Raw genomic sequence first — 26,919 nt, 5'->3', positions numbered from 1 at the left:
TAAACTCCTTTCAAGACCTTTTAATTATAAACTAGGAAATTAAAATTTTCAATCAGATAAGCTTATAGGTTAAATTATTAAATTAATTACTATTCCACATACTGCTCCCATGATAATAAGTTTGAAAAGTCCAACTTTTTTATAATACATGATCAGTGCTGGAATAAAGGTTAATAGAGCCGCAAAATTAATAGAAGAAAAAGAAATTTCATCAGCAAAAACTGATGATCTAAATAAATCTAAAGCAGTAATAAAAATTAAAGATACAATTCCTGCTTTAATTCCATTTAGACCATAGTCTAAAATCTTGAATTTTTTATTTTTTGTAAATAAAAAATGTCCCAAAACTAACATTAAAACAAGCTGCGGCAAAACAAAACCTGCTGTTGCAATAATTGATCCAACTAATCCGTAAACTTTTTGACCTACAAAAGTTGCAGAATTTATTGCTATTGGTCCTGGTGTCATCTGAGAAATAGAAATTAAATCAATAAGCTCTTTCATTGAAAGCCAAGCATTTTCTTCAACTACAAATTTTGAAATAAGAGGTATGACGGCATAACCTCCACCAAAGGCAAAACAACCTATTTTTACAAATACTAAAAATAAAGCTATCATGAATACCTCCTATCTACAAAAGAGAAGAATCCAACACCTATTAAAGCTAATATTAAAATTATAAGTGCGGCATTAATTTTCGTAAAATATCCAAGGACAAAGGCAATAACTATTAATAAAATGGTAAATCCTGGATATTTGCTATATGACTTTAGACCCATTCTAATTACAGTAACAAAAAGTACGGCAGAAATTACACCGCTTATCCCTTGCAAGGCTGCATTGATGTAAAAATTTTCTTTAAATTCTTGATAAAAACCTGCTATCAGAGAAAGAATAATTAAACATGGCAAAACACTTGCCACCAAACAAATAAAGGCACCAATAGGGCCTCTTAATTTATAACCTGTTAAAATTGATGCTGAAATTGCCATAGCACCAGGCCCACCTTGAGCAAGAGCTACAATATCCATCATATCATCTTCATTAATTAGCTTTAAATCTTCAACAAAAATATCTTTTATTACGGGAACAATTGTATATCCGCCCCCAAAAGTAATTGCATTTATTTTAAAAAAAGTGAAAAAAAGCTTAACTAAAGATATTTTTTTCATTAAATCACCTTACTTCCAATTAATTATAACATAATAATTAAAGCTTTAATATTAATTAAGGCTCAGCTGTAGTATAATGAGGTTAGGTGATAAAATGAAAATAGGAATAATTGGACTTGGATCAATGGGAGGAGCTATACTAAAAGGTTTAACTCAATCAGGAATTGAAGTGAACTTTCACAGCCCCCACTTTGATAAAAATGAAAAGATAAGAAATGCAAGTTTTTATGAATCAAATTCTCTAGTTGTAAAAAATTCTGATCTTATAATACTTACTGTTAAACCAAATGTTTACAGGCAAGTTTTAGAAGAAATTAAGGATTTTGTTGAAGATAAAATCATTGTTTCTGTGACATCTAAATTTGGTTTTGAAGAATTAAGACAGATACTTGGAAATAAAAGATTTATTCAAATGATGCCCAACACTCCAGCTTTAGTTAAAGAATCAATGACAGGAATATGTCCTGACCAAAGCATAAAAAAAGAGGAAGTAGAAGAAATCATTAAACTATTTAATTCTTTCGGAAAAACTGTTGTAATTAAAAAGGAAGATTTTTTAACTTTTGAAGCTGTGTGCGGATGTCTACCAGCTTTCATATATGTAATAATTGAAGCCTTAGCTGATGGAGCTGTTTTAAATGGTATGAAAAGAGATGAGGCTTACCAATATATTTCTCAAACAGTTTTAGGTTCTGCTAAAATGATTTTAGAAACTAAAACTCATCCAGGAATATTAAAAGATAAGGTAACAACACCTGGAGGTTCAACAATAGTTGGTATAAAATCTCTTGAAGATAGTGGCATCAGAGGTTCTTTAATAGATGCTATTTGTAATATTATAAATAGATAGGTTTATAAATATACTTTTAGGGTATAATATCTAATAAAGAAAGGAGACATCATGAAAGATTTATTGGTATTTTTAGCAGATGGGTTTGAAGAGGTAGAAGCTTTAAGTGTAGTTGATATTCTTAGACGTGGTGGTTTAAGTGTTGATACTTGCTCAATAAAAGATAGTAAGAAAGTAACAAGTTCTCACCAGGTTACAGTTTTAGCTGATGTTCATATTGATGATATCAAAATTGATAATTACAAGGCTTGTTATATACCTGGTGGTCAACCAGGAGCAACAAATCTTCAAAATGACCGCCGCGTAATTCAAATAGTTGAAATGTTTAAGGAACAAGGAAAATTTGTAGCGGCCATTTGTGCAGGTCCTCAAGTTTTAGACACAGCAGGAGTTTTAACCGATGAAAAGTTTACATGTTATCCTGGCGTTGAAGAAAGATTGAAAACTAAAAAAAGACTGGATGTTCCCGTAGTGGTTGATGATAATATTATTACGGCTATGGGTCCTGCCATGGCACCTTTTTTAGGATACGAATTGCTTAAAATTTTATCTGGAAAAAAGAAGGCAAAAGAAGTAGGAGATGGATTCTTAATTAATAAGATTAAAGAGTTTATCAAAGAAGATATAATTTAATATTTCTTGAGGTCGGCGTGATTTGCCGACCTATTTTTTTATATATTTTACAGTTTTTTCACAAAATTTACATTTCATCTTTAAAAAAGATTAAATTTATTATATTATAAATATATAATTATTTATTGGAGGATGCAATGTCTATAAATTATATATTCGGTCTTTTAGGTGGATTAGCTTTATTTTTATATGGGATGGAGCTAATGAGCAGAGGACTTGAACTTGTAGCAGGTGCAAGACTTAGAACTATAATAGAAAAAATGACATCTAATCTATTTAAATCTATTTTAGTGGGAACAATTGTAACCGCTATAATTCAGTCTTCATCAGCCACTACAGTTATGGTTGTCGGATTTGTAAATGCTGGTGTAATGAATATTTACCAAGCTGTCGGTATCATTATGGGAGCTAATATTGGTACTACAATTACAGGTCAGTTAGTGGCTTTAAATATTACCTTAATGGCCCCACTTATTGCCTTTATAGGCTTTGTTATGTTTACATTTTCCAAGAAAAAAACAAAAAAATATCTAGGACAAGTCATTATTGGTCTTGGTTTTTTATTTATGGGTTTGCAATTTATGTCAGAATCTATGGAACCTTTGAGATATTATGAAGGTTTTATAAATTTAATGACTAAATTTTCAAACCCAATTTTAGGTGTGCTTGTTGGTGCGGGAATTACTGCTATTATCCAGTCTTCATCAGCATCAGTAGGTATTTTACAAGCGATCAGTAATCAAGGGCTTATACCCTTATCCTCTTCAATGTTTATCGTATGTGGATTTAATATAGGTACTTGTATAACTTCAGTTCTTTCAGCAATTGGTACTTCTAAAAATGCTCAAAGAACTGCAGCCGTTCACGTTTTGTTTAACTTAATTGGTACAATAATTTTTATAATAATTTCATTTTTCATTCCAATAGATAAAATTATCATCTCTTTTACAAGAAACTTGCCAGCGGCTGAAGTTGCAAACTTGCATACACTTTTTAATGTTGGTACTACAATTTTACTTTTCCCATTTTCTAAAAAACTTGCTGATTTATCAAAATTAATAATCGTTGGTGATGACAATGATTATGATGAAATGAAGCTAAAATATATTAACCCATCTGTGAAAAAAGATCCTACAATTATGCTTACAGATATAAAAGCTGAAATAAATAGAATGTTTAAAATTTGTAGGAATAATTTTATGGAAACAGTATCTTTGATTGGTAATTATAGCGAGGAAAAATATGATGGTATCTACAAAAGAGAAGATGTAATAAACCTCCTAAATAAAGAAATCACAAGATATATAATAACTGGCCTTGGTAAGGAAATGGATGAAAAAACATCAAATAATTTTGCTGGATATTTAAGAATAGTAAGAGATCTTGAAAGGGTTGGTGATCACTGTAAAAATATTGCTGATTCTACTAAGCAGATGGATGAAGAAATGCTAAGTTTTTCTTCTATGACTTCTGGAGAAATTGAATCTTTGAGAGATACAATTTACCAAATTTTTGAAACTTTAAGAGAAGATTTAACAGCTCGTGAAGTTGATATTGATGTAAAAAGAGAATTACAAACTCTTGTTAAAGATGTGGATACTATAAGAAATGCCCATATGGAAAGAATGAAAACAGGAGTATGTAATCCTGAAAGTGGTCTTAATTACGAAAAAATGCTCACTGCTTTTGATAGGATAGGTTCTTATCTTTCCAATGCAGTAAGGCTGTATTGTAATTAATTTTATTAATGATTGGTTGTAATTTTGGTGATTGAATGATTAATTTTGATACAAAAAATAAGAGAATTTCAGATTTAGATTCTTATATTAATAAATATTACAATGGAGCAGAATTAATTGAAGAAAAATCTATTGACCTTCCAACTTATACCATAAAAGATATTACAAATGATAGGAATGCTTGCTCGCTTGTTTCATTAACAAGGCTCATAAATTACTATTATAAAGATATTGATCCTATGGAAATTTATAATTTCATAATAATTTTTGCCAGAAAAAGAGGTTATTATGAAGAATATGGAACATTCCCAAATTTTATATCTGAAATAGGAAATTCATACTTTAAACTAAAAAAAATTCCTCTTAAATGCAAAGGAATTTATTTTACAAATTTTTATATTCATGTGAAAAATCAAATTGATAAGGATAGACCGGTAATTATGAATATAGGCGAGGGATATTACAAAAATCATTCCTTGACTGTAAGAGGTTATAAAATATTTTTATATAAGAAATTGAAAATAAAAATATTAGAAGTTATAGATGGTTGGTCAAAAGAAAAAAGATATATAGATTATTCAGCCTTAAATGGTCTAAATTCTTTAGGTGCTTATTCTTTTAATTTAATTAAATTTAATGATTAGCTTAAACTTTTGGCAATAGATATATTTAAAGCTTCCTCTAGGGAGCCATATAGTTCCACATAATCATTGTAAATATTTTCAAGTCTTTTGAGATTATAGATTATAGCATCTGAATCTTCTAAAAGGCTTATTTTATTTAAGGGAAAACTTCTATATAAATCAGATATTTCTATTTCAAGTCTAAATCTTAAATTTTCAAGTTCTTTAGTTGATAATTTTAATTCTAAATGACTTTTATAGGAATCCATATTTTTTAAACTCACCAAATCATAGGCATAAAAAGCTTGTCTTATGTTTTCAAAGTTTTCCAAAGGAAATTCATAAAGTTTTGGAGAATATTTACTTATTAAAGACCTATATAAATCTTGGCATTTCTTTTTTCTAGATTGAGGTATTTTTTCAAAGGGATAAGTGAAAATTCTTTTATTTTTCTTTATTTTATTTTCTTCAATTTCTATTTTAAATTCCTTTTCCACTTTTTCATTAACATAAAGTGAATCACATTCTCTCAAAAGATCGAGTTTTCTCCTTATAATCCTGATATTTAAATTTAAGTCATTACATATATCTTCAAGCTTAGCAAAAATCTTGTTATATTGACATTCTGTTTTTGGGATAAGATGCATTATTGTATCGTCTTTTAAAAAGAGTAATTCAGAAACTAAAAAAGATAAATATTTTCTGTTCAAATTCATCACCTTCTCTTTATTGTAACATATACCCTTCTTTACAAAATTCATTTATTTTTAGATAATAATCTTTGAGGTGATTAGATGAAATTTTTTACAAGAAAAATACTCACAAAAGAAAATTACAATAAGGCTCTTGAACTTTTAAAAGAATTAAGAGATAAATCAAGGCTTGAGCAAGGCTGTATTTACTATGATTTATATAGTGATGTAGACAGTCCATATACCATAATAATAAATGAAGAATGGGAAAATTTAGAATTTCAACAAAAACATACCCAAAGCGAACATTTTAAGAGAATTGTTCCTTTAGTTGCAGAATTAGTAAAAGAAAAATCTCCATTAATAAGATTCGATGAATTAAAAGAGATTAAATAATTTCTGCAAAGATTTTGTAAAAATTTCATTATTTGCTATACTTTTTAAAGGTGATTAAATGAATTTTGAATTTAATATTTTATATTTTATCCACTCGTTTCAAAGTCCACTTTTAAATATAGTAATGAAATTTATTACAAAGCTAGGAAATGGAGGTATGGTTTGGATAATTTTAGCATTGGCATTTTTTATTAGTAAAGATAAAGAAAAAAAACGATTAGCCCTTACAATAATACTGGCCTTATGTATAGAATTAGTTTTGGGCTCATTTATTTTAAAGCCAATAATTAAAAGGCAAAGACCATCGTGGATAGTAAATATTCCACTACTGATAAAAAATCCTAGAGATTATTCCTTTCCATCAGGACATACAGCCTCATCAATAGCTGCAAGTTTTGTAATATATAAATATAAAAAATCATGGGGAATAATATCCTTTATACTTGCAAGTCTTATAGCTTTTTCAAGGCTCTATCTTTTTGTCCATTTCCCAACAGATGTGCTTGGCGGAATAATACTTGGATTGGTATCGGCAAACTTCGCATTATTAATAAAAAATAAGATAGAGATGAAGAATAAAAAATTACCCTCACACTAGTGAGGGCATTTTTATCGCTATTTACTTTCTACATTATCAGATGAATTTTCATCTGCATTTTTTTCTTGAGATGGCTCTTTTTCTATTATGTCTTTAGGGTCAAGTACAGATACCCAAGTTTGTCCTGGACTAAGAATTATTTCTTTTCCGTCCTGTGTCGTAAATTTTGTTCTTTGACTTGGATCATCTTTTTGCCAATTAATATTTATTATCTTACCATTTGTTAAAAGTAGACCCTTTCCTTGACCTACAATATCTATTGTCAAAGTTCCCAATGGTCCTGTTACCTTTGATGATGCAAATTCAACTATCAAATTAGAAACAAGAACATCTTTTCCATCTGCTTCATCTGTTACATTTTTTTCATTTCTTATTATCCTATATTTGTTTGTATTTGCATCATATTCATACTTTTCCTTATAATGTTTGAAAAAATTAAGGGTTATAGAATTGCAAATTTCATCTCCCATTTGTTTTTTTATTTCATCTAGGTTTTCGCTTGTATCAAAATTAAAAGCCTTATTGTCAGAAACTAAATCATATTTATATTTTTCTGATTGCTTTGTCATTAAATCAATGGAGCTGTAACCGTCATGGGGTCTTTTTTTCTTTACATCCTTATTTCTATAAAAAGTTATTCCTTCAAGGGCTATTCCATCTAAATCGTCAACTTTTATTTTAGGAATTTCAGCATAACCCATTTCACTTCCACCCCAATGAGCATAAATTGCGTTATATTCCTTAGCTGTGTCTACAAAATATGGTCTAGCACTTCTTATTGGTCCAATAACAGATGGACTTTGTGATTGAAATATTGCCATATATCTTGTAAATTCGCCTTCAGCCTTAAATTCATAAATCATATCACTTTGGTTAAGACCAGATTGAGGTATGGCATCAAAATGATTATCAAGCATAACAGCAAAAGGACGTCTTCTAAGAGTATCCTCTGTTGTTTCTAGTCCTGTAAAGGGACTTCTTATTACTTCTTTTTCATCAATACTTTCTTCTTTTTTTACATCTTTTCCACTATTGGCATCCTTATCATTACGCAAGTCTTTGCATGCACTCAAGGTAAAAATTAATAATCCAACACCTATGAAAAGAACAAGTTTTCTAGCTTTAAATTTCATCAATTAAATCTCCTCATTTAGTTTTTCTTTTGTAAAATCAATAAAATCCTCTACAACTTGGCTTATTTGTCTGTCTTTTTTTACTATTGCCTTATAGGATCTTTGCAAATTGACATTTTTAATAGGTATGCTAACCAAATCTTCAAAATGACTTAAGAACTTTGGAAAAAAGCTTATAGCTTGACCGGATTTTACAATATTTAAAACCATATCATTACTTAAACACATAAATTTTAAATCAATAATTACTTCATGGTCTCTTAAAATGCTAAGTAATGCTTTTCTATCCTCGTCATCAAACTCTCCCAATACAAACTTCTCACCATTGATATCCTTAATATCAATTTCTTTTTTATTTGCCAGCCTGTGATTTTTATTCACTATAAGACAAAATTTATCTTCATAAAGATTATAACATTGACACCCATCTTCTGCTATATCACCTTCAACTATACCTAAATTTATAAAGCCCTGGCGACTATCTTTTATTATTTCAGTTTTCCCCTTAACACTTGTCCTAATTTGCACCCTAGGATTTAGTTTTTCATACTCAAAAACTATATTTTTAAGGAAATCACTTGAAAAAGACGAACTTAGACCTAAGTTTAAGTCATAGATTTTTGAGGAAGATTGTAGAAAAAGAATTATCTGGTCGAACTTTTCAATCAGTTCCATTGCATAATCAAAAAGTTTAAGGCTGACATCAGTTAAATATAGCTTTTTTGAAACTCTATCAAATAATTTTACTGAATATTCCTTTTCAATTTGTGATATTGCATGAGATACTGTAGGTTGAGATATAGATAAATTCTTTGCAGCTTGGGACATATTTTTAGTCCTGACCACTTCCACAAAAATTTCAAGATCTCTTATAGTCATTATCCTCCCCCCTTTATTTTAGTTTAATATGTAAGCTTTTAAAATGCAATATTATATATATAAAAACAGATCTTTAATAAAATTACAAATATTTTAAAGTTATTTTTAAATAAATATGAATATTTATAAATTTTTACAAATTTTTTGATGATTTTTTTTCATTTTGTGATAGAATAAGAATCTATAGAAATTTTATACAAAATTTCATCTAATGTTTGAATTTTAAGTGTTTTAATCATTCCATAAACTGGAAAAAATAATAGAAAAGAGGATAGATTGACAAAATTAAAAGAAAAATTTAGTAAAAATATTTCATTAACAGAAGGTAGTATTTTTGAAGGGCTTATAATTTTTTCAATTCCTTTAATTCTTACTAACTTTCTACAACAACTTTATAACACAGCCGATTTAATGATAGTTGGTAGGTTTGCAGGAAAAAATCCTATGGCAGCAGTTGGGGCAACAGGACCCTTATCAACTCTTCTTGTAGGACTTTTTTTAGGTCTAACCACTGGGGCAGGTGTAATAATTTCAACCTATTATGGTATGAATGATGCTAAAAAACTAAGAGATTCCGTAACTTGTGCATACTTTTTAGCAATTTTATCTGGAATTATTATTACTGTTGGAGGAATTCTAACTACACCGTTACTTTTGAGGCTTTTGGGAACGCCAGATGAAATTATGACTGATGCCATAAATTATATGAGAATATTTTATCTTGGAGCTACCCCCCTAATAATTTATAATATGGGTGCTTCTATTTCTATTGCCACAGGTGACTCTAAGCGTCCATTTAACTTTTTATTAGTAGCCGCTCTAGTCAATATTGTTCTTGACTTTGTTTTTGTCGGATATTTCAAAATGTCTGTAATAGGTGCTGGTATAGCAACCTTTTCAGCTCAAGCAGTTTCTGCAATTCTTGTAACTTTAAACCTAACAAGTTCAGACAGTGCTTTTAGACTTAGAATTAAAAAAATTTCTTATCACAAAGAAATAGCAAAGCAGATATTTTTAATTGGAATACCAACAGGCCTACAATCATCATTTATCTCCTTCACAAATGTAGTTATTCAAGCAAAGATTAACTCCTTTGGTTCTAATGTAATAGCTGGTATTGCCGCAGAGGGAAGAATTGATGGATTTGTCTTTATGACCCTACAAGCCGTGGCTCTTGCTGCTACAACTTATGCTGGGCAAAATTATGGGGCTAAAAAAATTGATAGAATTAAAGAAGGTGTAAAAGTTACTGTTAATATAACTTTGGCAATAGCTCTAGCTCTGTCATTAATATCAATAGTATTTGCAAATCAATTAATTGCAGCCTTTAATCCAAATGAAGAAGTAGTATTTTATGGAGCTAAAATGCTTAGAATAATATGTCTAGCAGTTTGGGCTTTTGGACTATCAGAAAGTTTATCTGCTTTCATTAGAGGAAGTGGAGAAGCCCTTGCACCAATGCTTATATCTTTTGTATGGCTTTGTATTTCAAGAATAGCTTTTATTTATTTACCAATTAAAGGCTGGTCAGAAAGTATTGACCCCTTATGCTGGTCTTATCCTTTTTCATATATATGTAATTTTATAGTAACTTATATATATTATAAATTTGGAAAATGGAGAAAAAAAGCTTCTTTATAAAAAAACCTTGGATCTTTAAATCCAAGGTTTTTATTAATTAAAATTCATTGTAGTGAACTTTACTTGTAACATCAAAATCTTCATGAGCCTTTGTGCCACGTTTTTTATAACCAACAGGTATTAAGCACATCGGTTTATAAGGTTTTTTAACTCCAAAATTCTTTTCAAAATATTCGTCATAAGAAATTTTTCCTGAAGTATTTCCACGAACTACGTTTATCCATGAAGTAGATAGACCTTCTTCTTCAGCTAAAAGTTGGAAGTAAGATGCATCTATTGCACATTCTTCAAGCCAAGTTGTAGAAAGTTCAGTATTTCCCATAAAAAGAATTACACAAGGACATTCCTTTAAGTATAGGGTAGAATATGAATCCATATTAGAAAGCTCATCTATTTTTTCTTTATCATCAATAACTAAAAACTCTACAGGATGAGCATTACCATTAGATGGAGCCATTGAAGCATACATTAAAAGTTTTTCTAATGTTTCTCTTTCAACTTTTTTATCCTTAAAAGCCCTAACAGTTCTACGATTCTTTATAATATCAGTTAACATTAAATCAACTCCTTAAATTTTATTAATTATATTCTACCATATTATTGAAATAACTTCTTCTTTAAAAAATTATTTTTATAATAATTATATGGAATATACCTGCAAACAATATCAAAATGATAATTTACAAGAGCTTTTAAAAAACTTAAATCTGTTAATTTTATTGAATTTTTAAGCTTTTATAAGAATAAAATAATAATAATTTTTTTTGAAAATATTTTCATAAAAAACTTGACAAATTTAAAATAGTAGGTTATTATATTAGAGAAGTGAAAACTTCATCATCTTTTTTCTTCCCTGGAGGGTGCTGTGTTAGTACATATAAGCACCCTCTTTTTATATTTCACTAATATTACAAAAGCTAAAATCTGTAACAGAATCTTAAACTTAATTTTTACTATACTTGTTATAATATAGATAGAAGTTCTTAGAAGGGTTGATGTCATGAAAAGGAAGTTTGTAGTAATTGCCTTTTTGTCTTTGACTTTGCTTACAGGTGGAGTTTATGCTAAATCTTTTAAAGACACCAATAATCATTGGGCTAAAAATGCTGTAGATAATATTACTAATTTAAATGTAATGAATGGTTATGAAAATTCTTATTTCAAACCTGACCAACTTATGAAAAAAGTTGAATTCTATTCTCTTGTAAATAAATTATCAAGTTTGAATAAAACTTATACAGTTACTTTTTCAGATGTAAATCCCAATGATTGGTATTACAATGATGTAGCTAAAGCTATAAAGGCAGGATATTTAATACCTACTATGGGAAAACTCTATCCAGATGAACCGATCACAAGGGAAGAAGTTTGTGAAATTTTAGGTTATATGTATGGTTTGAGAAAAAACAAAGATGTTTTAAAAGAATTTCATGATTATAATGAAATTTCTGAATCTGCCAAGGGATATGTTGGCGCCATGGTTAAAGCCAATATAATTAATGGTTACTCTCAAAACATTTTTGCACCAAAAAGAGGTATGACAAGGGCCGAAATTGCTACAGTTGTTAACTCTCTTATGGAGGAATATAATCGTCCTCAAGGAAAAGTTGTAATTGATAGCAAGATTAAATTTGGCAACAGAAATCTATATGAATAATTTGAACTCAGAAAAAAGCACTATAAATAGTAAATCTACTTATAGTGCTTTTTTCTTTTATATTATAAATTTATCTAGAAGAATTTCTTAATTTTTCAAAAAAGGAATTTAAAAGTCTAGCTGATTCTTCTTTTAAAATTCCTCCTTGGTAATTTGTTTTATGATTAAAACCCCCATCTTTTAAGAGTTCAACATGAGATAATACAGCTCCGAATCTGTAATTATAAGATCCAAAATATAAATTTTTTATGCGGGCATTTATTATTGCTCCAACACACATGAGGCAAGGCTCCAAAGTAACATACATATCACAATCTTCTAAATGATATGAATTTAAATTTTTACAAGCAGAATTTATAGCATTTATCTCTGCGTGACATAAGGGATTTTTATTTTTCTCCTTTTGATTATATCCTTGACCTATTATTTTTTTATCTTTAACTATTACACATCCTACGGGAACATCAAAATTTTTATAAGAAATTTTTGCTAATTCCAAGGCTTTTTTCATAAAATAAACTTCCATAAATTTATTATATATCAATAAAAATTTATAGTAAAATTTTTAATTAAATTATCGCTATAGTATAATATTAATATAATTAATTTTACACAAAATAAAAAATTTACAAGATAAAATGAAAGAGAGGTTCTTATGAAACAAGATAATTTAGGAAATAGGATTGAAGAATTAGCTATAGAATATGGCAAAGTTGTTACTCATACTGGAACTGAGCTTGAACAAAATAGTGTGAACTTTTTTCAAAAATGGTTTAAACACCTTGAAAAAATAGCAAAGCTTCCTATAGAAACTAAAATTTCACCCGTTAAAAATGACCATCTCAATAGGTCAGTTTGTTATGCACTTTTACAAGGCAAGAGTAAAGATACTGTTGTACTTATCGGTCATTCAGACACTGTTGATGTTGAAGACTTTGGAAAAATTAAAGATATAGCTTATGAACCCGAAAAAATTAAAGAGGGTTTCAAAAATGGCCAAGTTGATGTTTTAGACAAAGTAAAAAAAGATTTAACAGACGAATGGCTTTTTGGTCGTGGTATTTGTGATATGAAGGCTGGTGGTGCTATTGAAATGGCTCTATTTGAAAAGTATGTTCAAGATAAAGATTTTCCGGGTTCAGTACTCTTAGTTGCTGTCTGTGATGAAGAAAATCTATCTGCCGGTATGCGTCATCTTTCTTATATTTTAGATGATCTAAATAAAAGATATGGTCTAAATTATAAGCTAATAATTGATGGTGAACCTCATGAAAGAATAGACAAAAATACAATGATTATTTATGATGGCTCCATAGGAAAAATTATGCCAATATGCCTAACTCGTGGAAAACTTACTCATGTTGGACAAGTTTATCAAGGACTAAATCCAATTTCTTTATTATCTGAAATTGTAAGTTTAACTGATCTTAATCAAGACTTTATAGAAACTAGAGGAAATACTACTTCTCCTGCACCAACATGGCTATATCAAAAGGATAGAAAATATGTATATGATGTATCTCTTCCTATTACATCTGGTGGATATATGTCAGTATTACCCCTTACCAAAACTCCTAAAGAAATCATGGAAAAATTAAAAGAAATTTCTGTTGAAGCCTTTGAAAATGTAATTAAGAGAACTGACAAATCCTTTAAAAAATATTTACAAGCTAGTGGAGAAGAAGGAAAAATTGAATATCCAACAAAAGTTTTTATTTTTGAAGAATTAGTCAGGGAAATAAAAAATGAAAATAAAGTAGATATAGAAAAAATTCTAAAAGATACAGAAGATAAATTAACAAAAATGGTTAATGATGGAGAAATATCTATTCCTGAAGCTGTCTTTAGATTAATGGAAGAACTTTTATCAAACTATTCATATAGGGGACCTGTAGTTTTATGGGGAATTTGTCCACCATACTATCCTTCAGTAAATAACTTAGATTTAAAGAATTACAAAGAAATGCAAGAACTTGTGGAAAAAATGAAGGATTTTACGAAAGAAAATTTAGATTTAAAATTAGATGTTCAAAATTATTTTACAGGTATCTGTGATTTATCCTATGCAATGCTTACTCTAGATGATGAGGAACTTTCATATGTTAAAGATAACTTTTTAATGTGGAATACTTATCCTATAAATCTTGATTTAATTAGAAAATATTCAATGCCTGTATTTAACATCGGTCCATGGGGTAAAGACCTTCACAAATATACTGAAAGAGTTTCAAGATCAGATTTAAAATCCAATACTCCTAAACTTATGGATTTTGTAATAAAGGAAATTTTAAAATAATACTTATTACTTATGGATAATCTTATAATTTTAAGGTATCATATCTAATGAGGGAAAATATGAATATTAAAATAATAGCGGATAATGCATGTGATTTAACAAAACAAGAAATTAAAGAATTTGATATAGAAATAATGCATATTGCTTTAATTTCATCAAAAGCTGATGAAGTTGATAGGAACATAGAAGTTGAAGAAATTTTTCAAAGGCAAGGACAAGGAGAAAGTTTTAAAACATCTCAGATACCTGAATTTGAATATTTAGAATGCTTTGAAAAATATGCTAAAGAAGATATACCTTTTATTTATCTAAGTCTTTCAAGTGGACTTACAGGCGGCTATGCCAACTCCTGTATGGCACTAAAAAATATAAAAGAAAAATATCCAAATATTAAGGCTTCTGTTATTGATACAGGATCTGCTTCAGTTGGCTTTGGATTATTTACTTATCTTATGGCTAAGGCAAATAAAAAAGGTAAAACTTTTGATGAACTATTAGAATTTGCAGATTTTTTACAAGAAAATATAAGCCATATATTTACAGTTTTTGATTTAAAATACCTCTACCAAGGTGGTAGGATTATTAAAGTAGGAAAAAATATTACTAAAATGTTAAATATTATGCCTATTATCACCTTTTCTAATAAAAAATTAAAGATAGCAGAAATTGTTAGAGGTAAGAAAAAAACAATTAAATCTATGGTAAATACCATGGAAAGGGATATGAAAAGACCCTTTAAAGACGAAATAATAATGCCTGTTTACGGACAGGATATGGAAATCATAGGAAACTTTGAAGAACTTTTAAAAGAAGCAGGTGCTAATAAAATTATACCCCACCAAATGGGAACTGTAATAGCATCTCATGTAGGTCCTGACATAATTGGGGCAAGCTATTTAAAAGAAGAAATTCCTGAAAAATTTAAAGATATTTTATAAAATGGCCGCTTTTGCGGCTATTTTTCTACATAATAAAGGAGTAAATATGAAAAAATATATTATGGCATTTGATGCTGGAACTACAAGTGCAAGAACTATATTGTTTAATAAAGATGGAGAAATTGTTTCACAAGCTTCAAAAGAATTTACCCAATATTTTCCCCATCCAGGATGGGTGGAAGAAGATGCATCAGAAATATGGTCATCTCAAATAGGAACTGCTGTAGAAGCTATGTCAAAAATTTCTGCAACAGCCGATGAGATATCAGCTATAGGAATAGCTAACCAAAGAGAAACAACAATAGTTTGGGACAAAAATACAGGTGATGCCATATATAATGCAATTGTTTGGCAATGTAAGAGAACTGCTCCCTTGTGTGACAAATTAAAAAAAGATGAACTCACAGATATGATTAAGAAGAAAACTGGACTTGTAATTGACCCATATTTTTCAGCAACAAAAATCAAGTGGATTCTTGATAATGTTCCTTTGGCAAGAGAAAAAGCTCAAAAAGGTGAACTTTTATTTGGAACAGTAGATTCCTATTTAATTTATAAATTAACTGGTGGACTTTGCCATATTACTGATTATTCCAACGCCTCAAGAACCATGCTATTTAATATAAAAGACTTGAAATGGGACGATGAGCTTCTAAAAATTTTTGACATACCAAAATCAATGCTTCCTCAAGTAAAAAATTCTAGCGAAATCTATGGAAAAAGCTCTTCTAAATTTTTAGGTGGAGAAATCCCCATAGCTGGAATTTTAGGAGATCAACAGGCATCACTTTTTGGTCAAGCTTGCTTTAACAAAGCTATGGCAAAGGCTACTTACGGAACTGGTGCTTTTATATTGATGAATACTGGAAATGAAATTGTAAATAGCAATAATGGACTTGTAACAACAATTGCTTGGTCCTATAAAGATAAAGTTACCTATGCTTTAGAAGGATCAATATTTGAATGTGGCTCTGCAATAAATTGGCTTAGAGATGATTTAAAAATTCTTGATGCTGCTGATGATTCAGAATATATGGCAACAAAGGTAAAAGACACCTGTGGATGTTTTGTTGTTCCTGCTTTTTCAGGCCTTGGAGCTCCTTATTGGAATCAATATGCAAGAGGGACAATAGTTGGTCTTACAAGGGCAGTAAGTAAATACCATATAGTAAGGGCAACATTAGAATCTTTAGCCTATCTTTCAAAAGATGTATTAAATGCCATGGAAGAAGATGCAGGATTTAAAATTGAAGAACTAAAAGTAGATGGTGGAGTTAGTAAAAATAATTTCATAATGCAATTTCTTTCAGATATGACTGGTATCTCAGTTTTAAGACCAAAAATTGTTGAACTGACAGCCTTAGGAGCAGCTTATATGGCAGGGCTTGGCACAGGTTTTTGGAAAGATTTAGAAGATGCAAAAAATATTTTAAAAATAGATATGAGTTTTAAATCTAATTTTGATGAAAAAAATCGAGAAGAAAAAATAAAGGCTTGGCACAAGGCTGTAAAAACTTCACTATATTATAAGGAATAATAATGGCTATTACTTATAAATTTGGGTAATAATGAAAAAGGAGTGTGATTAAATGTATGATATCATAATTCTTGGAGCGGGACCTGCTGGTTTGAGTGCAGGTATTTATGGAGCCAGAAGCAAGAAAAAAGTATTAATAATAGAAAAAGCAATTGATGGCGGTCAAATGGCTGAAACCATTTCTATAGAAAATTATCCTGGAATAGATAAAATTTCAGGAGCAGAATTAGGTCAAAAAATGGCAGAGCAAGCAAAATCTTTTGGAGCTGAAATTGCTTCAGACCAAGTTGAATCAATAGATATAAAGGGAGATATTAAAAAAATCCAAGGAAAACTTGGAACTTATGAAGCTAAATCCTTAATAATTGCACAAGGTTCAATTCCTAGACCTCTTGGTGCCAAAGGTGAAGAAAAATTTAAGGGCAAAGGAATTTCTTTTTGTGCCACTTGCGATGCAGCATTTTATGAAGATTTGGATGTTTATGTAGTTGGTGGTGGAGATGCCGCTATTCAAGAAGCACTTTTTATAGCAAATTTTGCAAAAAAAGTTCACATAATTCACAGACGTGATAGGCTTCGTGCAGCTCAAGATATTCAAGAAAGAGCCTTTAACAATAAAAAAATAGACTTTATATGGGATACTTGTGTAGATGAAGTAAAAGGCGATAAAATTGCAAATGAACTTGTAATAAGAAATTTAAAAACAGGGGAAGTTAAAAGCATAAAATCTGATGAACCCTTTGGCATATTTGTGTTTATAGGATACCTGCCAAATACCGATTTATATAAAGATATACTTGATTTAGACGATAAGGGCTATATAATTACAGATGATGAAATGAGAACAAAAATAGATGGAGTATTTGCGGCAGGAGACATTCGTAAAAAAACAATAAGACAAGTTGTAACAGCAGCTGGAGATGGTGCCATTGCTGCAATGAATGCTCAAAAATATGTAGATGAAAAAGAGGGCAATCTCTATGAAGGATTTAAAGAAAATAAATAAAATTTATTAATATAATATTTTCAAACTAAAATAAGTGTCAGTTTTATTTCTGGCACTTATTTTTTATGATAATTAATAAATTTTGAAATTATCTATACCTTTTACAGATTCTAAATATTTTATGAAATCTTCTTTTTCTTTACAATCTTTTGCTATAAATTGAAAACTTAATATAAATTTTTCATTATCATAGGTTAAATTGTATGATTCTTTTTCTATCCTTATATTTTCAATATATTTATCTATATAGTTTACTGTATCTGAAATTTTAGACTCAATAATTACTGTATAAACCATATAATGAAATTTCATAAACTCTCCTTTGTAGAGAAATGTTTGTAAAATTAAGATAATAAATGAGGATATTATACCTATAAAATACATTCCTGCCCCAAATGCCATTCCAATTAAGGAAGTTGTCCAAATTCCAGCAGCGGTTGTAAGTCCTGTAACGTTATTATTGTAGACAAAAATTATTCCTGCACCTAAAAATCCTATGCCTGAAACTATTTGAGCCGCAACTCTTGCTGCATCAAATTCTGCAGAATCAGCAAAACCATACTTTGATATAATCATACCTATACATGCACCTAAAGCTACAATTGTATGAGTTCTAACTCCTGCAAATTTATGCCTATTTTCTCTTTCAAATCCTATTAAAAAGCCACATATACAGGCTATTAATATTCTTATAAAAAAATCAAAATAAATATCAATTTTATAATACATTTAATCACTACTTTTCTAATCAATAACCTTATTATAATACATTATAAATTTCTTTGAAACTTTTATATATTAAAAAACCTTAAGATGGGCTTAAGGTTTTTCCTTTATTATTGTAATAATAATATATATTTAGCAATATAAAAAATCAATTTATCATACTTCCATAGTTTTTTTAATTTCTTTTCTCATTTTTTCTAAAACTTTTTTTTCTATTCTTGAAACTGTCATCTGAGAAATATTTAATTTTTTAGCTATAACTATTTGAGTTTTTTTGTTAAAATATCTGTCTATTAATATAGTCTTTTCAACTTCATTTAGATTTTTCATTGATTTTAGAAGAAAATCTTTTAAATCAATTTTATCAAAATATTTTTCATTTTCGCCTATTAAATCTTGCAAAGACATCTTCTTATCATCACCAGAATCATAAACTATATCTAAGGACTGAGGAGTATAAACTTTAGATGCTTCCATTGATTCTATTATTTCTTCAGGACTAGCATTTAAAAATTCAGCTATATCTTCTACTGTTGGTGTCCTTTGATATTCTTGAGATAATTTATTTTTGGCAATCATAATTTTTTTTGAGAGTTCTTGAATTCTTCTAGGTACTCTTATAGTCCAACCCTTATCTCTAAAATATTTTTTGATTTCACCTATAATTGTTGGTGTGGCAAAGGATGAAAATTCATAACCCTTAGTTGGGTCAAACCTATCTACTGAATAGATTAAGCCTATAGAAGCTACTTGATATATATCGTCATAGTCTATGCCTTTTCCAATATATTTTCTTGATAAGATTTCCGCTATATATAAATATTCTTCGATCAATATAGTTCTTAAATCTTGATCTTTTGTTTTATAGTATTCTAAAAAAAGTTCTTTTTTCTCTTCTTTTGTAAGTTTCTTATCTAATTCTTTATATTCTTTTATATTCATAAGCTTATAAATTTTTAATTAAATGAATACTCATATCTTGAAAATAAACTTTATCAACTAAGCATTCAATTATAGTTATGGCAAGTTTAAGTTCATCAAAATTATCTAATAAATTTGAATCTATATTAGATATTTGAATTTCTAAATTATCTTTTTCAATTTTAAATTCTATATCTATTTGTGGAGATAGACTTAAAGCTAAACAGATATTTAAACATTCTGTTACAGATATTTTCATATCTTCTATTTCTTCTATATCTCTTTTTAAAGTATTTAATATACCCCCTACAACAAGCCTTACAGAAGAAAAATATATTGCGTTGTTTGGTATAGAATATAATATATTTTCCATCTTAACTCCTTATTTCAAACATTTCGTCTAATTTTGTTATTTTAAATAATTTTAAAATTTGTTTATTTAAATTACTTATGGAAATAGTATTATCGTCATCATTTACAGTTTTCAAAAGAAATATTAAAGCTCCTAGACCTGTAGAGTCTAAATATTCAAGTTTTGAACAATCAAGTTCAATATCAAATTTGTTATCATTATAAGCTTTAAGGGCTTCTTCTTTAAATTTATCTGTTGAATAAACATCAAGTTCTCCTGATGGTATTAATATTAACTTTTTATCTTTTACTAAAGAACCAATTTTAAAATCCATAATTCCTCCTAGTCACCTATATATTTAGCTATGGCTACAATTTTAGAATCATTAAGATTCATGAGTTTTACACCCATTGTATTTCTTGATGTTACAGAAATATCATCTATTAAAAGTCTAATAATAATTCCTGAATCTGCAATTAGCATTATATCATCTGATTTATTTACTACACTTGCTGCACTTACCTTACCTGTTTTTTCACTTATCTTATAGGTGAATATACCTTTACCACCTCTATTTTGAGGTCTGTATTCTTTAAGTTCAGTTAGCTTTCCAAAACCATTTTCAGAAACTGTTAGTAAGTAATTTCCATCTCCTACAATATCTGATGATACGATAGTATCATCTTCATCAAGATTCATAGACTTAACTCCCATAGTGTTTCTACCTTGATCTCTTAATTCATCTGTAGAAAATCTTATAGATTTTCCTTCTTTAGTTACAAGAATTATTTCTTCATCGCCTCTAACCAGATGAACACTTATTAATTTATCATCATCTCTAAGTTTAATACCTATTAGACCATTTTGCCTAATATTTTTAAATTCTTTATTAGATGTCTTTTTAATCAATCCTTTTTCTGTTACCATCAATAGATAATGATCAGGGTCAAATTCTTCAACATTTATTACAGATGTTATTTTTTCACCCTTATCAAGATTTAAGAGATTAACCACTGCTGTTCCCTTAGCATTTCTTCCAGCTTCAGGTACTTCAAAGGCTTTTAGCCTATAAACTTTTCCTTTATTTGTAAAGAATAGTAGTCTATCATGAGTTGAAGTAACAAATAATTCTTTAACAAAATCATCTTCTTTTTGTGTTAAAGCTGTTATACCTCTTCCTCCACGTTTTTGTGGTTTATAAGTTCCCTCTGGCATTCTTTTTATATAACCAAATTGGGTTAATGTAATTATAACATCTTCTTCTTTAATAATATCTTCAATATCAATATCAGATTCACTTGATTTTATTACAGTTCTTCTCAAATCTCCATATTTATCTTTGATTTCTAAAAGTTCAGTTTTTATCAGTTCCATCAAAACATGATTATTTTCAAGAATTTCTTTAAATCTCTTTATATCTTCTAATAATTTATCATATTCATTTTGCAACTTTTCTCTTTCAAGTCCAGTTAGCCTTTTTAATCTCATATCTAAAATAGCTTGAGATTGAATTTGTGTTAAAGAAAATTCCCTATCAAATTTTTCTATTACTTCCTTATCATCTTTTGATGATCTAATTATTTTTATAACCCTATCTATATTATCAAGGGCGATAAATAAACCCTCAACAATATGAGCTCTAGCTTCTGCCTTATTTAAATCAAATCTTGTTCTTCTAGTAATAACTTCAACTTGATGGTCAACATAATATCTTATAAGTTCTTTTAGATTTAAAATTTGTGGTCTTCCATTAACTAAAGCTAGATTAATAATTCCATAAGTTATTTGAAGTTGAGTTTCTTTATAAAGTTTATTTAAAACTACATTGGCATTGGCATCTTTTTTCAGATCAATTACAATTCTTATTCCTCTCTTATTTGAAGAATCTGTAATTTTACTGATTCCATCTATTATCTTATCTTTTGCCAATTCTGCGATTTTCATGACTAAAGCAGATTTATTAACTTGGTAAGGAAGTTCTGTTATTAAAATTTGTTCCCTTCCTTTTTTGGGCTCAACAATTTCTGCAACAGCCCTTACTGTTATTTTTCCTCTACCTGTTTTATAAGCTTTATTTATACCATCTCTTCCCATGATTAAAGCTCCTGTTGGAAAATCAGGTCCTTTAATCACTTCTTGAAGATCACTGATTGAAATATCATCGTCATCAATATATTTTACAATTCCATCTATGACTTCATTCATATTGTGGGGTGGCATATTTGTAGCCATACCAACAGCTATACCAGAAGATCCATTGACAAGTAGGTTTGGAAATCTTGAAGGTAAAATCGATGGTTCTTCTTGGTCATTATCAAAATTAGGAACAAATTCAACAGTATCCTTATTTATATCCCTAAGCATTTCCTCTGCAAGTTTTGTCATTTTGACTTCAGTATAACGCATAGCTGCTGCGCCATCACCATCTATATTACCAAAGTTACCTTGACCATCAACAAGAGGATATCTCATGTTAAAATCTTGGGCAAGTCTTACAGTTGCTTCATAAATTGATGAATCACCATGAGGGTGGTATTTACCCATTACATCCCCAACAAGTCTTGCAGATTTCTTGTAGGAACCTCCTGAAACTAAGTTTAATTCACTCATCCCATAAAGAATTCTTCTGTGAACTGGTTTTAGTCCATCACGCACATCAGGAAGGGCTCTTGCAACTATTACAGACATTGAATAGTCTAAATAGGAGGAACGCATTTTTTTACTTATATCTACATCAAATATTCCATTTTCAAATTCTTTTGTATCTGTCATATTTCCTCCTATGCATCTATATAATCTGCATATTGTGCATTTTCACTAATAAATTCACGTCTAGGTTCAACTTCTTGACCCATAAGCATTTGGAATGTATCATCTGTTTCATCAAAATCTTCAATATTTACTCTTAAAAGTAGTCTGTTGTCAGGATTCATTGTTGTTTCCCAAAGCTGGTCATAGTTCATTTCGCCAAGACCCTTATATCTTTTTATATTAATGTTTTTTTCACTCTCATGAGCTTTTAAGGCAAGATTTAATTCTTCTTCATTATGACAATATCTTAAAATTTTAGAATTTTTTTCAAGTCCATAAAGAGGAGCTTGTGCCACATAAACATGACCATTTTCTATTAATGGTCTCATATATCTGAAGAAAAATGTTAGAAGTAGGGTCATTATATGAGCTCCATCGACATCGGCATCTGTCATAATTATAATTTTATTATATCTCAACTTGCTAATATCAAATTCACCTGCATATCCTGTACCAAAAGCTGTAATCATAGCCTTTATTTCTGATGAATTTAACATTTTTGCTTCTGTAGCTTTTTCAACATTCATAATTTTTCCACGAAGAGGTAAAACAGCTTGAAATTCAGGATCACGACCATCTTTTGCACTACCACCAGCGGAATTACCTTCGACTAGGAATATTTCACTTTTTTCGCTACCAACATCACTACAGTCAAAAAGTTTTCCAGGCAAAGTCATATCTAAATTATTTTTTGCCCTTGAAATTTCTCTAGCACGTCTAGCTGCATCTCTTGCACGTCTGGCTGCGACAGCTTTTTCTAAAATTGCCTTAGATGTTTTTGGATTTTCTTCTAAAAACATAGAAAGTTTTTCAGACACTACAGAATCTACAACACCCTTTGTTTCAGAGTTACCAAGTTTAGCCTTAGTTTGTCCCTCAAATTGAGGATTAGGAAGTTTGACACTTAAGACCGCTGTCATACCTTCTCTTATATCATCACCAGATAAATTTTCTTCTTTTTCTTTTATAAAATTATATTTTCTTCCATAATCATTTACAGTTTTAGTAATAGCTGATCTAAATCCAGATAAGTGACTACCACCTTCTTCTGTATTTATATTATTTGCAAAAGTCAAAACTTCTTCTGAATATGATTTTGTATATTGAATTGCTACTTCTATAGAAGTATTTTCTCTTATTTCGTCAATATATATAATTTCATCATGGATGGGTTCATATTTCTTTTTGCTATTTATATATTCAACAAAAGATTTAATTCCACCTTCATAATGGTAAATTTCATTTTTATTTATTCTTTCATCAGTAAAATCAATTTTTATTCCCTTATTTAGAAATGCCATCTCTCTAAATCTTTTTGAAAGAATATCAAAAGAAAACTCTACAGTATCAAATATCTCAGGATCCGGTGTAAATTCAATTTTAGTTCCAGTTTGATTTTTATCCACTTTACCAATTTCTTTTAAGCTTGAAATAGCTTTGCCTCTTTGAAATTCTTGCGAATAAATTTTCCCGTTTCTTTTTATTGTCGCTTTTAAATGAGTTGACAAGGCATTTACAACTGAAACGCCAACTCCGTGAAGTCCTCCTGATACCTTATATGCTTTGTTATCAAACTTACCACCAGCATGAAGTATTGTAAGTACTGTTTCTACCGTTGATTTTCCTGTTTGTGGATGTATTTCTACTGGTATACCGCTACCGTTATCTTCCACATAACAAGAGCCATCTTTAGTAATAACAATTTTTATATGGTCACAGATACCTGCAAGGGCTTCATCAATAGAGTTATCAACAACTTCATATACAAGATGATGTAGACCTTTTTCTCCGGTAGAACCTATATACATCCCAGGTCTTTTTCTTACAGGTTCAAGTCCCTTTAAGACTTGTATATCTCCTGCATCATAATGTCTCTTTTTTTCTGCCATTATTTCTCCTATTCTTTATTTATATCTTCTATATTGTAAGAACTGATATTTAAATTTTTAAAATAATCTTTAAATTCAGTAGTTGTAATAAATGTCTGTGTATCTTTAATTGAATCTAAAAGATACATAGTCCTTTTTTCATCTAATTCTGAAAAGACATCATCTAATAAAAGTATAGACTTATCATTAAATTTTTTATAAATTAAATCAAATTCAGAAAGTTTAAGGGATAAGACTACACTTCTTTGTTCGCCTTGTGAGCCAAAAGCTTTTGTTGATTTATCATTAATTTTAAAATCTATATCATCTCTGTGAGGACCTATACTTGTATTTTTTCTTTGAAAATCTTTATATTGATTTAATTTTAAAAAATTATAAAAATTCTCTCTTATTTCTTCTTCATTTGACGATAGAGGAATGGTTGAAAGATAAGTAGTTTTTAATCTATCATTTTTTGAGAGATTTTGGTAATGCTTATTCGCATATTTATTAAGCTCTTTTATAGCTATTAACCTCATAATAATTATTTTTGAGCCAATTTTTGACAATTCTCTATCATAAATTTCAAGCAAAGACATATTTTTAGAAATTTTTAAAAGTTTATTTCTTTCCATTAAAATCTTTCTATATTGAGATAAATAATAATCATAAGAAAGATCTATGTTTGAAAGACTCTCATCTATGAATCTTCTTCTATCCGATGGGGAATTTTTTATAATATTTAAATCCACAGGTGAAAATAAAATTATATGTCTTGCTTGTCTAAAATCTTTAGAATTTGTTTTTTGTTCATTTATAAAATATTTTTTTACATTATTTCTTGTTATCTCTATCCTATAATTGTCTTTATAGCAATTATTTTCATAAGTTCCCAGGATATAAGCCTCATTTTTTGAAAAATTTATTAAATCATTATCCCTGGGATTTTTAAATGAATATGCTTTACATGTCATATAAATAGCTTCTAAAAGATTAGTTTTCCCACTTGCATTTTTACCATAAATAATGTTAATTTTGGGACCAGTATTTAATTTTAAACTTTTATAATTTCTAAAATTATATAGACCTATAAAGCTTAGGTTCATTTCTCACCTATTACATATTCTTTATTTTGAAATTCTACAATATCTTTTGGATAAAGTTTTTTGCCACGCCTATATTCAACTTCACCATTAACTTTGCAAAGACCTTCTTTTATAACTTGTTTTGCAAATCCTCCACTTTCAACTAAACCTTGAAATTTTAAAAAAGAATCTAATTTTATATATTCATCTTTAATTATTACTTTTTCTTTCATTATTGTGCTAACCTTACAGGAAGGACTAAATATATATAATCTTTATTATCTTCTTCTTTTATAATGCAAGGATTAATAAAATCAGTTAAATTTAAAATTATATTATCTGTTTCCATAATCTTTATGCCTTCCAAAATATATCTTGAATTAAAAGCTATCTTTAAATTTTCACCAATTTGTGAACAATTTATTACTTCATGAACATTTCCAATTTCAGATTTAGAATCAATATATATTTCTTCATTATTTAAAGTCATCTCTACCAAATTTGCTCTATCTTCTCTTGCAAGAAGAGAAGCTCTTTCAAAGGCTGATTGAAATTCACTTCTTATTACACTTGTTTGAATTTTATAGGAATCTCTTAGTAAATTTTCATAGTCAAAAAATTTACCACTTATTAGAGTTGAGTAAAATACTGTATTGTCAAATTCAAAAACTATATTGTTTGATTCCAAATTTATAACTATATCTTTTTTATCATCATCTAATATTTTTTCAAGTTCTACAAAGGACCTTGATGGAACTATAGCTGAAGATGTAAATCCTGTATTTTTATTTATTTTCATAATAGCCATTCTAAAACCATCTAGGGCTACAAAATTTATATGGTCTTGTAAAAAGTCCATATAAACTCCCGTAAATTCCATTCTTGTTTCATCAAGTGATACAGCAAAAGATGTTTTTCTAATTGCTGATTTTAATTCATCTACAGAAAGAGAAAATACTTTATCCTTTTTAATATTAGGAAGAGCTGGATATCCTTCAGCATTTTGAACTGAAATATTAAATTCAGAATTACCACATTTTATATTCATGTTGAAGTTTTCAACCTTGATGAATATATCATCATTATTTAATTTTCTAATAATATTTCCAAATAGTCTTCCATTAACAACTATTTGACCTTCTTCTTCAACAAGAGCTGAAGTTTCAGTGACAATTGATATTTCTGTATCAGTTGCAGTTAAACTTATTTTATTGTCCTTTGATTTAATAAGAATTCCTTCTAATATCTGCATAGTTGTTCTAGCAGATATTGCTCTTTGAACTATAAAAATATGTTTAGCTAAATCCTTTCTATTAATTTTAAATTTCATTTTTTTCCTCCTGAATAAAGTATATTAATTAGTAAT

28 protein-coding genes are annotated in these 26,919 nt (G+C 28.8%); 12 read left to right on the top strand and 16 right to left on the bottom strand.

Annotation, left to right across the window (positions count from 1 at the left end):
• Positions 1 to 69: 69 nt before the first annotated feature.
• Both F594_RS0100515 and F594_RS0100510 read right to left on the bottom strand, forming a co-directional pair.
• Positions 70 to 618, bottom strand: coding sequence for a chromate transporter (locus tag F594_RS0100515; protein ID WP_019034174.1), 549 nt, complete (start codon positions 616 to 618; stop codon positions 70 to 72).
• Positions 615 to 1,172, bottom strand: coding sequence for a chromate transporter (locus tag F594_RS0100510; protein WP_004826438.1), 558 nt, complete (start codon positions 1,170 to 1,172; stop codon positions 615 to 617). The genes F594_RS0100515 and F594_RS0100510 overlap by 4 nt, the downstream gene beginning before the upstream one ends.
• Before the next feature lie 94 nt (positions 1,173 to 1,266).
• Here F594_RS0100510 and proC point away from each other — a divergent pair, with 94 nt between their 5' ends.
• The 4 genes from proC to F594_RS0100490 all read left to right on the top strand — a co-directional run bounded on the left by proC (position 1,267) and on the right by F594_RS0100490 (position 5,038).
• Positions 1,267 to 2,022, top strand: coding sequence for a pyrroline-5-carboxylate reductase (proC, locus tag F594_RS0100505; RefSeq protein ID WP_004826389.1), 756 nt, complete (start codon positions 1,267 to 1,269; stop codon positions 2,020 to 2,022).
• Between the two features lie 51 nt (positions 2,023 to 2,073).
• Positions 2,074 to 2,655, top strand: coding sequence for a DJ-1 family glyoxalase III (locus tag F594_RS0100500; protein ID WP_019034173.1), 582 nt, complete (start codon positions 2,074 to 2,076; stop codon positions 2,653 to 2,655).
• 137 nt (positions 2,656 to 2,792) lie between these two features.
• The gene (locus F594_RS0100495; protein ID WP_009345420.1) at positions 2,793 to 4,394 is read left to right on the top strand and encodes a Na/Pi cotransporter family protein; all 1,602 of its coding nucleotides are present in this window, start codon (positions 2,793 to 2,795) and stop codon (positions 4,392 to 4,394) included.
• Positions 4,395 to 4,429: 35 nt separating this feature from the next.
• The gene (locus tag F594_RS0100490; RefSeq protein ID WP_019034172.1) at positions 4,430 to 5,038 is read left to right on the top strand and encodes a C39 family peptidase; all 609 of its coding nucleotides are present in this window, start codon (positions 4,430 to 4,432) and stop codon (positions 5,036 to 5,038) included.
• On the opposite strand, the gene F594_RS0100485 is transcribed toward F594_RS0100490, so the two are convergent.
• On the bottom strand, positions 5,035 to 5,733 hold the full coding sequence (locus F594_RS0100485; protein ID WP_233428274.1) for a hypothetical protein: 699 nt from the start codon (positions 5,731 to 5,733) through the stop codon (positions 5,035 to 5,037). The two genes, F594_RS0100490 and F594_RS0100485, sit on opposite strands and share 4 nt — an antisense overlap.
• A 78-nt stretch (positions 5,734 to 5,811) precedes the next feature.
• Here F594_RS0100485 and F594_RS0100480 point away from each other — a divergent pair, with 78 nt between their 5' ends.
• Entirely contained in the window at positions 5,812 to 6,105 is a 294-nt protein-coding gene (locus F594_RS0100480; protein WP_019034170.1) for a putative quinol monooxygenase, read from the top strand.
• Between the two features lie 58 nt (positions 6,106 to 6,163).
• Positions 6,164 to 6,703, top strand: a complete 540-nt coding sequence (locus F594_RS0100475) for a phosphatase PAP2 family protein (RefSeq protein ID WP_019034169.1) — start codon at positions 6,164 to 6,166, stop codon at positions 6,701 to 6,703.
• A gap of 17 nt (positions 6,704 to 6,720) precedes the next feature.
• Here the strand turns inward: F594_RS0100475 and F594_RS0100470 are convergent, their stop codons facing one another.
• Positions 6,721 to 7,836 (bottom strand): DUF3048 domain-containing protein, encoded by a 1,116-nt coding sequence (locus F594_RS0100470; RefSeq protein ID WP_019034168.1) that lies wholly within the window; start codon positions 7,834 to 7,836, stop codon positions 6,721 to 6,723.
• A 3-nt stretch (positions 7,837 to 7,839) separates the two neighbouring features.
• Positions 7,840 to 8,715, bottom strand: a complete 876-nt coding sequence (locus tag F594_RS0100465; protein ID WP_009345385.1) for a LysR family transcriptional regulator — start codon at positions 8,713 to 8,715, stop codon at positions 7,840 to 7,842.
• 276 nt (positions 8,716 to 8,991) lie between these two features.
• Between F594_RS0100465 and F594_RS0100460 the strand changes: the two genes are divergently transcribed.
• Positions 8,992 to 10,356, top strand: a complete 1,365-nt coding sequence (locus tag F594_RS0100460) for an MATE family efflux transporter (protein WP_009345400.1) — start codon at positions 8,992 to 8,994, stop codon at positions 10,354 to 10,356.
• A 37-nt stretch (positions 10,357 to 10,393) separates the two neighbouring features.
• Here F594_RS0100460 and F594_RS0100455 read toward each other — a convergent pair whose 3' ends face one another.
• Entirely contained in the window at positions 10,394 to 10,912 is a 519-nt protein-coding gene (locus F594_RS0100455) for a nitroreductase family protein (RefSeq protein WP_009345416.1), read from the bottom strand.
• Between the two features lie 444 nt (positions 10,913 to 11,356).
• Here F594_RS0100455 and F594_RS0100450 point away from each other — a divergent pair, with 444 nt between their 5' ends.
• Complete coding sequence (locus F594_RS0100450) at positions 11,357 to 12,013, top strand: S-layer homology domain-containing protein (RefSeq protein WP_019034167.1); 657 nt, start codon at positions 11,357 to 11,359, stop codon at positions 12,011 to 12,013.
• A 70-nt stretch (positions 12,014 to 12,083) separates the two neighbouring features.
• Here the strand turns inward: F594_RS0100450 and F594_RS0100445 are convergent, their stop codons facing one another.
• Entirely contained in the window at positions 12,084 to 12,524 is a 441-nt protein-coding gene (locus tag F594_RS0100445; RefSeq protein WP_019034166.1) for a nucleoside deaminase, read from the bottom strand.
• Between the two features lie 144 nt (positions 12,525 to 12,668).
• Between F594_RS0100445 and F594_RS0100440 the strand changes: the two genes are divergently transcribed.
• Genes F594_RS0100440 through trxB form a run of 4 tightly spaced genes read left to right on the top strand, consistent with a single transcriptional unit; the run spans position 12,669 to position 17,790 of the window.
• The gene (locus tag F594_RS0100440) at positions 12,669 to 14,309 is read left to right on the top strand and encodes a M20/M25/M40 family metallo-hydrolase (protein ID WP_019034165.1); all 1,641 of its coding nucleotides are present in this window, start codon (positions 12,669 to 12,671) and stop codon (positions 14,307 to 14,309) included.
• A gap of 59 nt (positions 14,310 to 14,368) precedes the next feature.
• Positions 14,369 to 15,247 carry a DegV family protein gene (locus F594_RS0100435; RefSeq protein WP_019034164.1) on the top strand — a complete coding sequence of 293 codons (879 nt, stop codon included), beginning with the start codon at positions 14,369 to 14,371 and terminating at the stop codon, positions 15,245 to 15,247.
• A gap of 46 nt (positions 15,248 to 15,293) precedes the next feature.
• Positions 15,294 to 16,784, top strand: a complete 1,491-nt coding sequence (gene glpK / locus F594_RS0100430) for a glycerol kinase GlpK (RefSeq protein ID WP_019034163.1) — start codon at positions 15,294 to 15,296, stop codon at positions 16,782 to 16,784.
• Between the two features lie 52 nt (positions 16,785 to 16,836).
• Entirely contained in the window at positions 16,837 to 17,790 is a 954-nt protein-coding gene (gene trxB / locus F594_RS0100425; protein ID WP_019034162.1) for a thioredoxin-disulfide reductase, read from the top strand.
• 72 nt (positions 17,791 to 17,862) lie between these two features.
• Here trxB and F594_RS0100420 read toward each other — a convergent pair whose 3' ends face one another.
• The 9 genes from F594_RS0100420 to dnaN form a co-directional block, all read right to left on the bottom strand.
• The gene (locus tag F594_RS0100420) at positions 17,863 to 18,519 is read right to left on the bottom strand and encodes an MgtC/SapB family protein (protein ID WP_009346184.1); all 657 of its coding nucleotides are present in this window, start codon (positions 18,517 to 18,519) and stop codon (positions 17,863 to 17,865) included.
• A gap of 153 nt (positions 18,520 to 18,672) precedes the next feature.
• Positions 18,673 to 19,458, bottom strand: a complete 786-nt coding sequence (locus F594_RS0100415) for a SigB/SigF/SigG family RNA polymerase sigma factor (protein ID WP_019034161.1) — start codon at positions 19,456 to 19,458, stop codon at positions 18,673 to 18,675.
• 4 nt (positions 19,459 to 19,462) lie between these two features.
• A complete protein-coding gene (locus F594_RS0100410; protein WP_019034160.1) occupies positions 19,463 to 19,810 on the bottom strand; it encodes an ATP-binding protein in 348 nt (115 codons plus the stop codon).
• A 1-nt stretch (position 19,811) separates the two neighbouring features.
• Positions 19,812 to 20,123: an STAS domain-containing protein gene (locus F594_RS0100405; RefSeq protein ID WP_009346171.1), complete on the bottom strand. Its 312-nt coding sequence runs from the start codon at positions 20,121 to 20,123 to the stop codon at positions 19,812 to 19,814.
• 8 nt (positions 20,124 to 20,131) lie between these two features.
• On the bottom strand, positions 20,132 to 22,561 hold the full coding sequence (gene gyrA, locus F594_RS0100400) for a DNA gyrase subunit A (protein ID WP_009346135.1): 2,430 nt from the start codon (positions 22,559 to 22,561) through the stop codon (positions 20,132 to 20,134).
• An 8-nt stretch (positions 22,562 to 22,569) separates the two neighbouring features.
• Positions 22,570 to 24,489: a DNA topoisomerase (ATP-hydrolyzing) subunit B gene (gyrB, locus tag F594_RS0100395; protein WP_019034159.1), complete on the bottom strand. Its 1,920-nt coding sequence runs from the start codon at positions 24,487 to 24,489 to the stop codon at positions 22,570 to 22,572.
• A gap of 8 nt (positions 24,490 to 24,497) precedes the next feature.
• Complete coding sequence (gene recF, locus F594_RS0100390; RefSeq protein ID WP_019034158.1) at positions 24,498 to 25,574, bottom strand: DNA replication/repair protein RecF; 1,077 nt, start codon at positions 25,572 to 25,574, stop codon at positions 24,498 to 24,500.
• The gene (locus F594_RS0100385; RefSeq protein WP_019034157.1) at positions 25,571 to 25,786 is read right to left on the bottom strand and encodes an RNA-binding S4 domain-containing protein; all 216 of its coding nucleotides are present in this window, start codon (positions 25,784 to 25,786) and stop codon (positions 25,571 to 25,573) included. The genes recF and F594_RS0100385 overlap by 4 nt, the downstream gene beginning before the upstream one ends.
• Positions 25,786 to 26,883, bottom strand: coding sequence for a DNA polymerase III subunit beta (gene dnaN / locus F594_RS0100380; RefSeq protein ID WP_019034156.1), 1,098 nt, complete (start codon positions 26,881 to 26,883; stop codon positions 25,786 to 25,788). Before dnaN ends, F594_RS0100385 begins: the two co-directional genes overlap by 1 nt.
• Positions 26,884 to 26,919 lie beyond the last annotated feature (36 nt).

The sequence above is a fragment of the Peptoniphilus lacrimalis DSM 7455 genome (assembly GCF_000378725.1).
In the GTDB taxonomy this organism is placed as follows: Bacteria; Bacillota; Clostridia; order Tissierellales; family Peptoniphilaceae; genus Peptoniphilus_A; species Peptoniphilus_A lacrimalis.
Note: the sequence above shows the minus strand (reverse complement) of the source record. Positions and strands in the feature narration are given on the sequence as shown.

Coding starts and splice junctions, on each gene's coding strand:
- F594_RS0100515 (WP_019034174.1), bottom strand. CDS start 618: ATGATAGCTTTATTTTTAGTATTTGTAAAAATAGGTTGTTTTGCCTTT.
- F594_RS0100510 (WP_004826438.1), bottom strand. CDS start 1,172: ATGAAAAAAATATCTTTAGTTAAGCTTTTTTTCACTTTTTTTAAAATA.
- proC (WP_004826389.1), top strand. CDS start 1,267: ATGAAAATAGGAATAATTGGACTTGGATCAATGGGAGGAGCTATACTA.
- F594_RS0100500 (WP_019034173.1), top strand. CDS start 2,074: ATGAAAGATTTATTGGTATTTTTAGCAGATGGGTTTGAAGAGGTAGAA.
- F594_RS0100495 (WP_009345420.1), top strand. CDS start 2,793: ATGTCTATAAATTATATATTCGGTCTTTTAGGTGGATTAGCTTTATTT.
- F594_RS0100490 (WP_019034172.1), top strand. CDS start 4,430: ATGATTAATTTTGATACAAAAAATAAGAGAATTTCAGATTTAGATTCT.
- F594_RS0100485 (WP_233428274.1), bottom strand. CDS start 5,733: ATGAATTTGAACAGAAAATATTTATCTTTTTTAGTTTCTGAATTACTC.
- F594_RS0100480 (WP_019034170.1), top strand. CDS start 5,812: ATGAAATTTTTTACAAGAAAAATACTCACAAAAGAAAATTACAATAAG.
- F594_RS0100475 (WP_019034169.1), top strand. CDS start 6,164: ATGAATTTTGAATTTAATATTTTATATTTTATCCACTCGTTTCAAAGT.
- F594_RS0100470 (WP_019034168.1), bottom strand. CDS start 7,836: ATGAAATTTAAAGCTAGAAAACTTGTTCTTTTCATAGGTGTTGGATTA.
- F594_RS0100465 (WP_009345385.1), bottom strand. CDS start 8,715: ATGACTATAAGAGATCTTGAAATTTTTGTGGAAGTGGTCAGGACTAAA.
- F594_RS0100455 (WP_009345416.1), bottom strand. CDS start 10,912: ATGTTAACTGATATTATAAAGAATCGTAGAACTGTTAGGGCTTTTAAG.
- F594_RS0100450 (WP_019034167.1), top strand. CDS start 11,357: ATGAAAAGGAAGTTTGTAGTAATTGCCTTTTTGTCTTTGACTTTGCTT.
- F594_RS0100445 (WP_019034166.1), bottom strand. CDS start 12,524: ATGAAAAAAGCCTTGGAATTAGCAAAAATTTCTTATAAAAATTTTGAT.
- F594_RS0100440 (WP_019034165.1), top strand. CDS start 12,669: ATGAAACAAGATAATTTAGGAAATAGGATTGAAGAATTAGCTATAGAA.
- F594_RS0100435 (WP_019034164.1), top strand. CDS start 14,369: ATGAATATTAAAATAATAGCGGATAATGCATGTGATTTAACAAAACAA.
- glpK (WP_019034163.1), top strand. CDS start 15,294: ATGAAAAAATATATTATGGCATTTGATGCTGGAACTACAAGTGCAAGA.
- trxB (WP_019034162.1), top strand. CDS start 16,837: ATGTATGATATCATAATTCTTGGAGCGGGACCTGCTGGTTTGAGTGCA.
- F594_RS0100420 (WP_009346184.1), bottom strand. CDS start 18,519: ATGTATTATAAAATTGATATTTATTTTGATTTTTTTATAAGAATATTA.
- F594_RS0100415 (WP_019034161.1), bottom strand. CDS start 19,458: ATGAATATAAAAGAATATAAAGAATTAGATAAGAAACTTACAAAAGAA.
- F594_RS0100410 (WP_019034160.1), bottom strand. CDS start 19,810: ATGGAAAATATATTATATTCTATACCAAACAACGCAATATATTTTTCT.
- F594_RS0100405 (WP_009346171.1), bottom strand. CDS start 20,123: ATGGATTTTAAAATTGGTTCTTTAGTAAAAGATAAAAAGTTAATATTA.
- gyrA (WP_009346135.1), bottom strand. CDS start 22,561: ATGACAGATACAAAAGAATTTGAAAATGGAATATTTGATGTAGATATA.
- gyrB (WP_019034159.1), bottom strand. CDS start 24,489: ATGGCAGAAAAAAAGAGACATTATGATGCAGGAGATATACAAGTCTTA.
- recF (WP_019034158.1), bottom strand. CDS start 25,574: ATGAACCTAAGCTTTATAGGTCTATATAATTTTAGAAATTATAAAAGT.
- F594_RS0100385 (WP_019034157.1), bottom strand. CDS start 25,786: ATGAAAGAAAAAGTAATAATTAAAGATGAATATATAAAATTAGATTCT.
- dnaN (WP_019034156.1), bottom strand. CDS start 26,883: ATGAAATTTAAAATTAATAGAAAGGATTTAGCTAAACATATTTTTATA.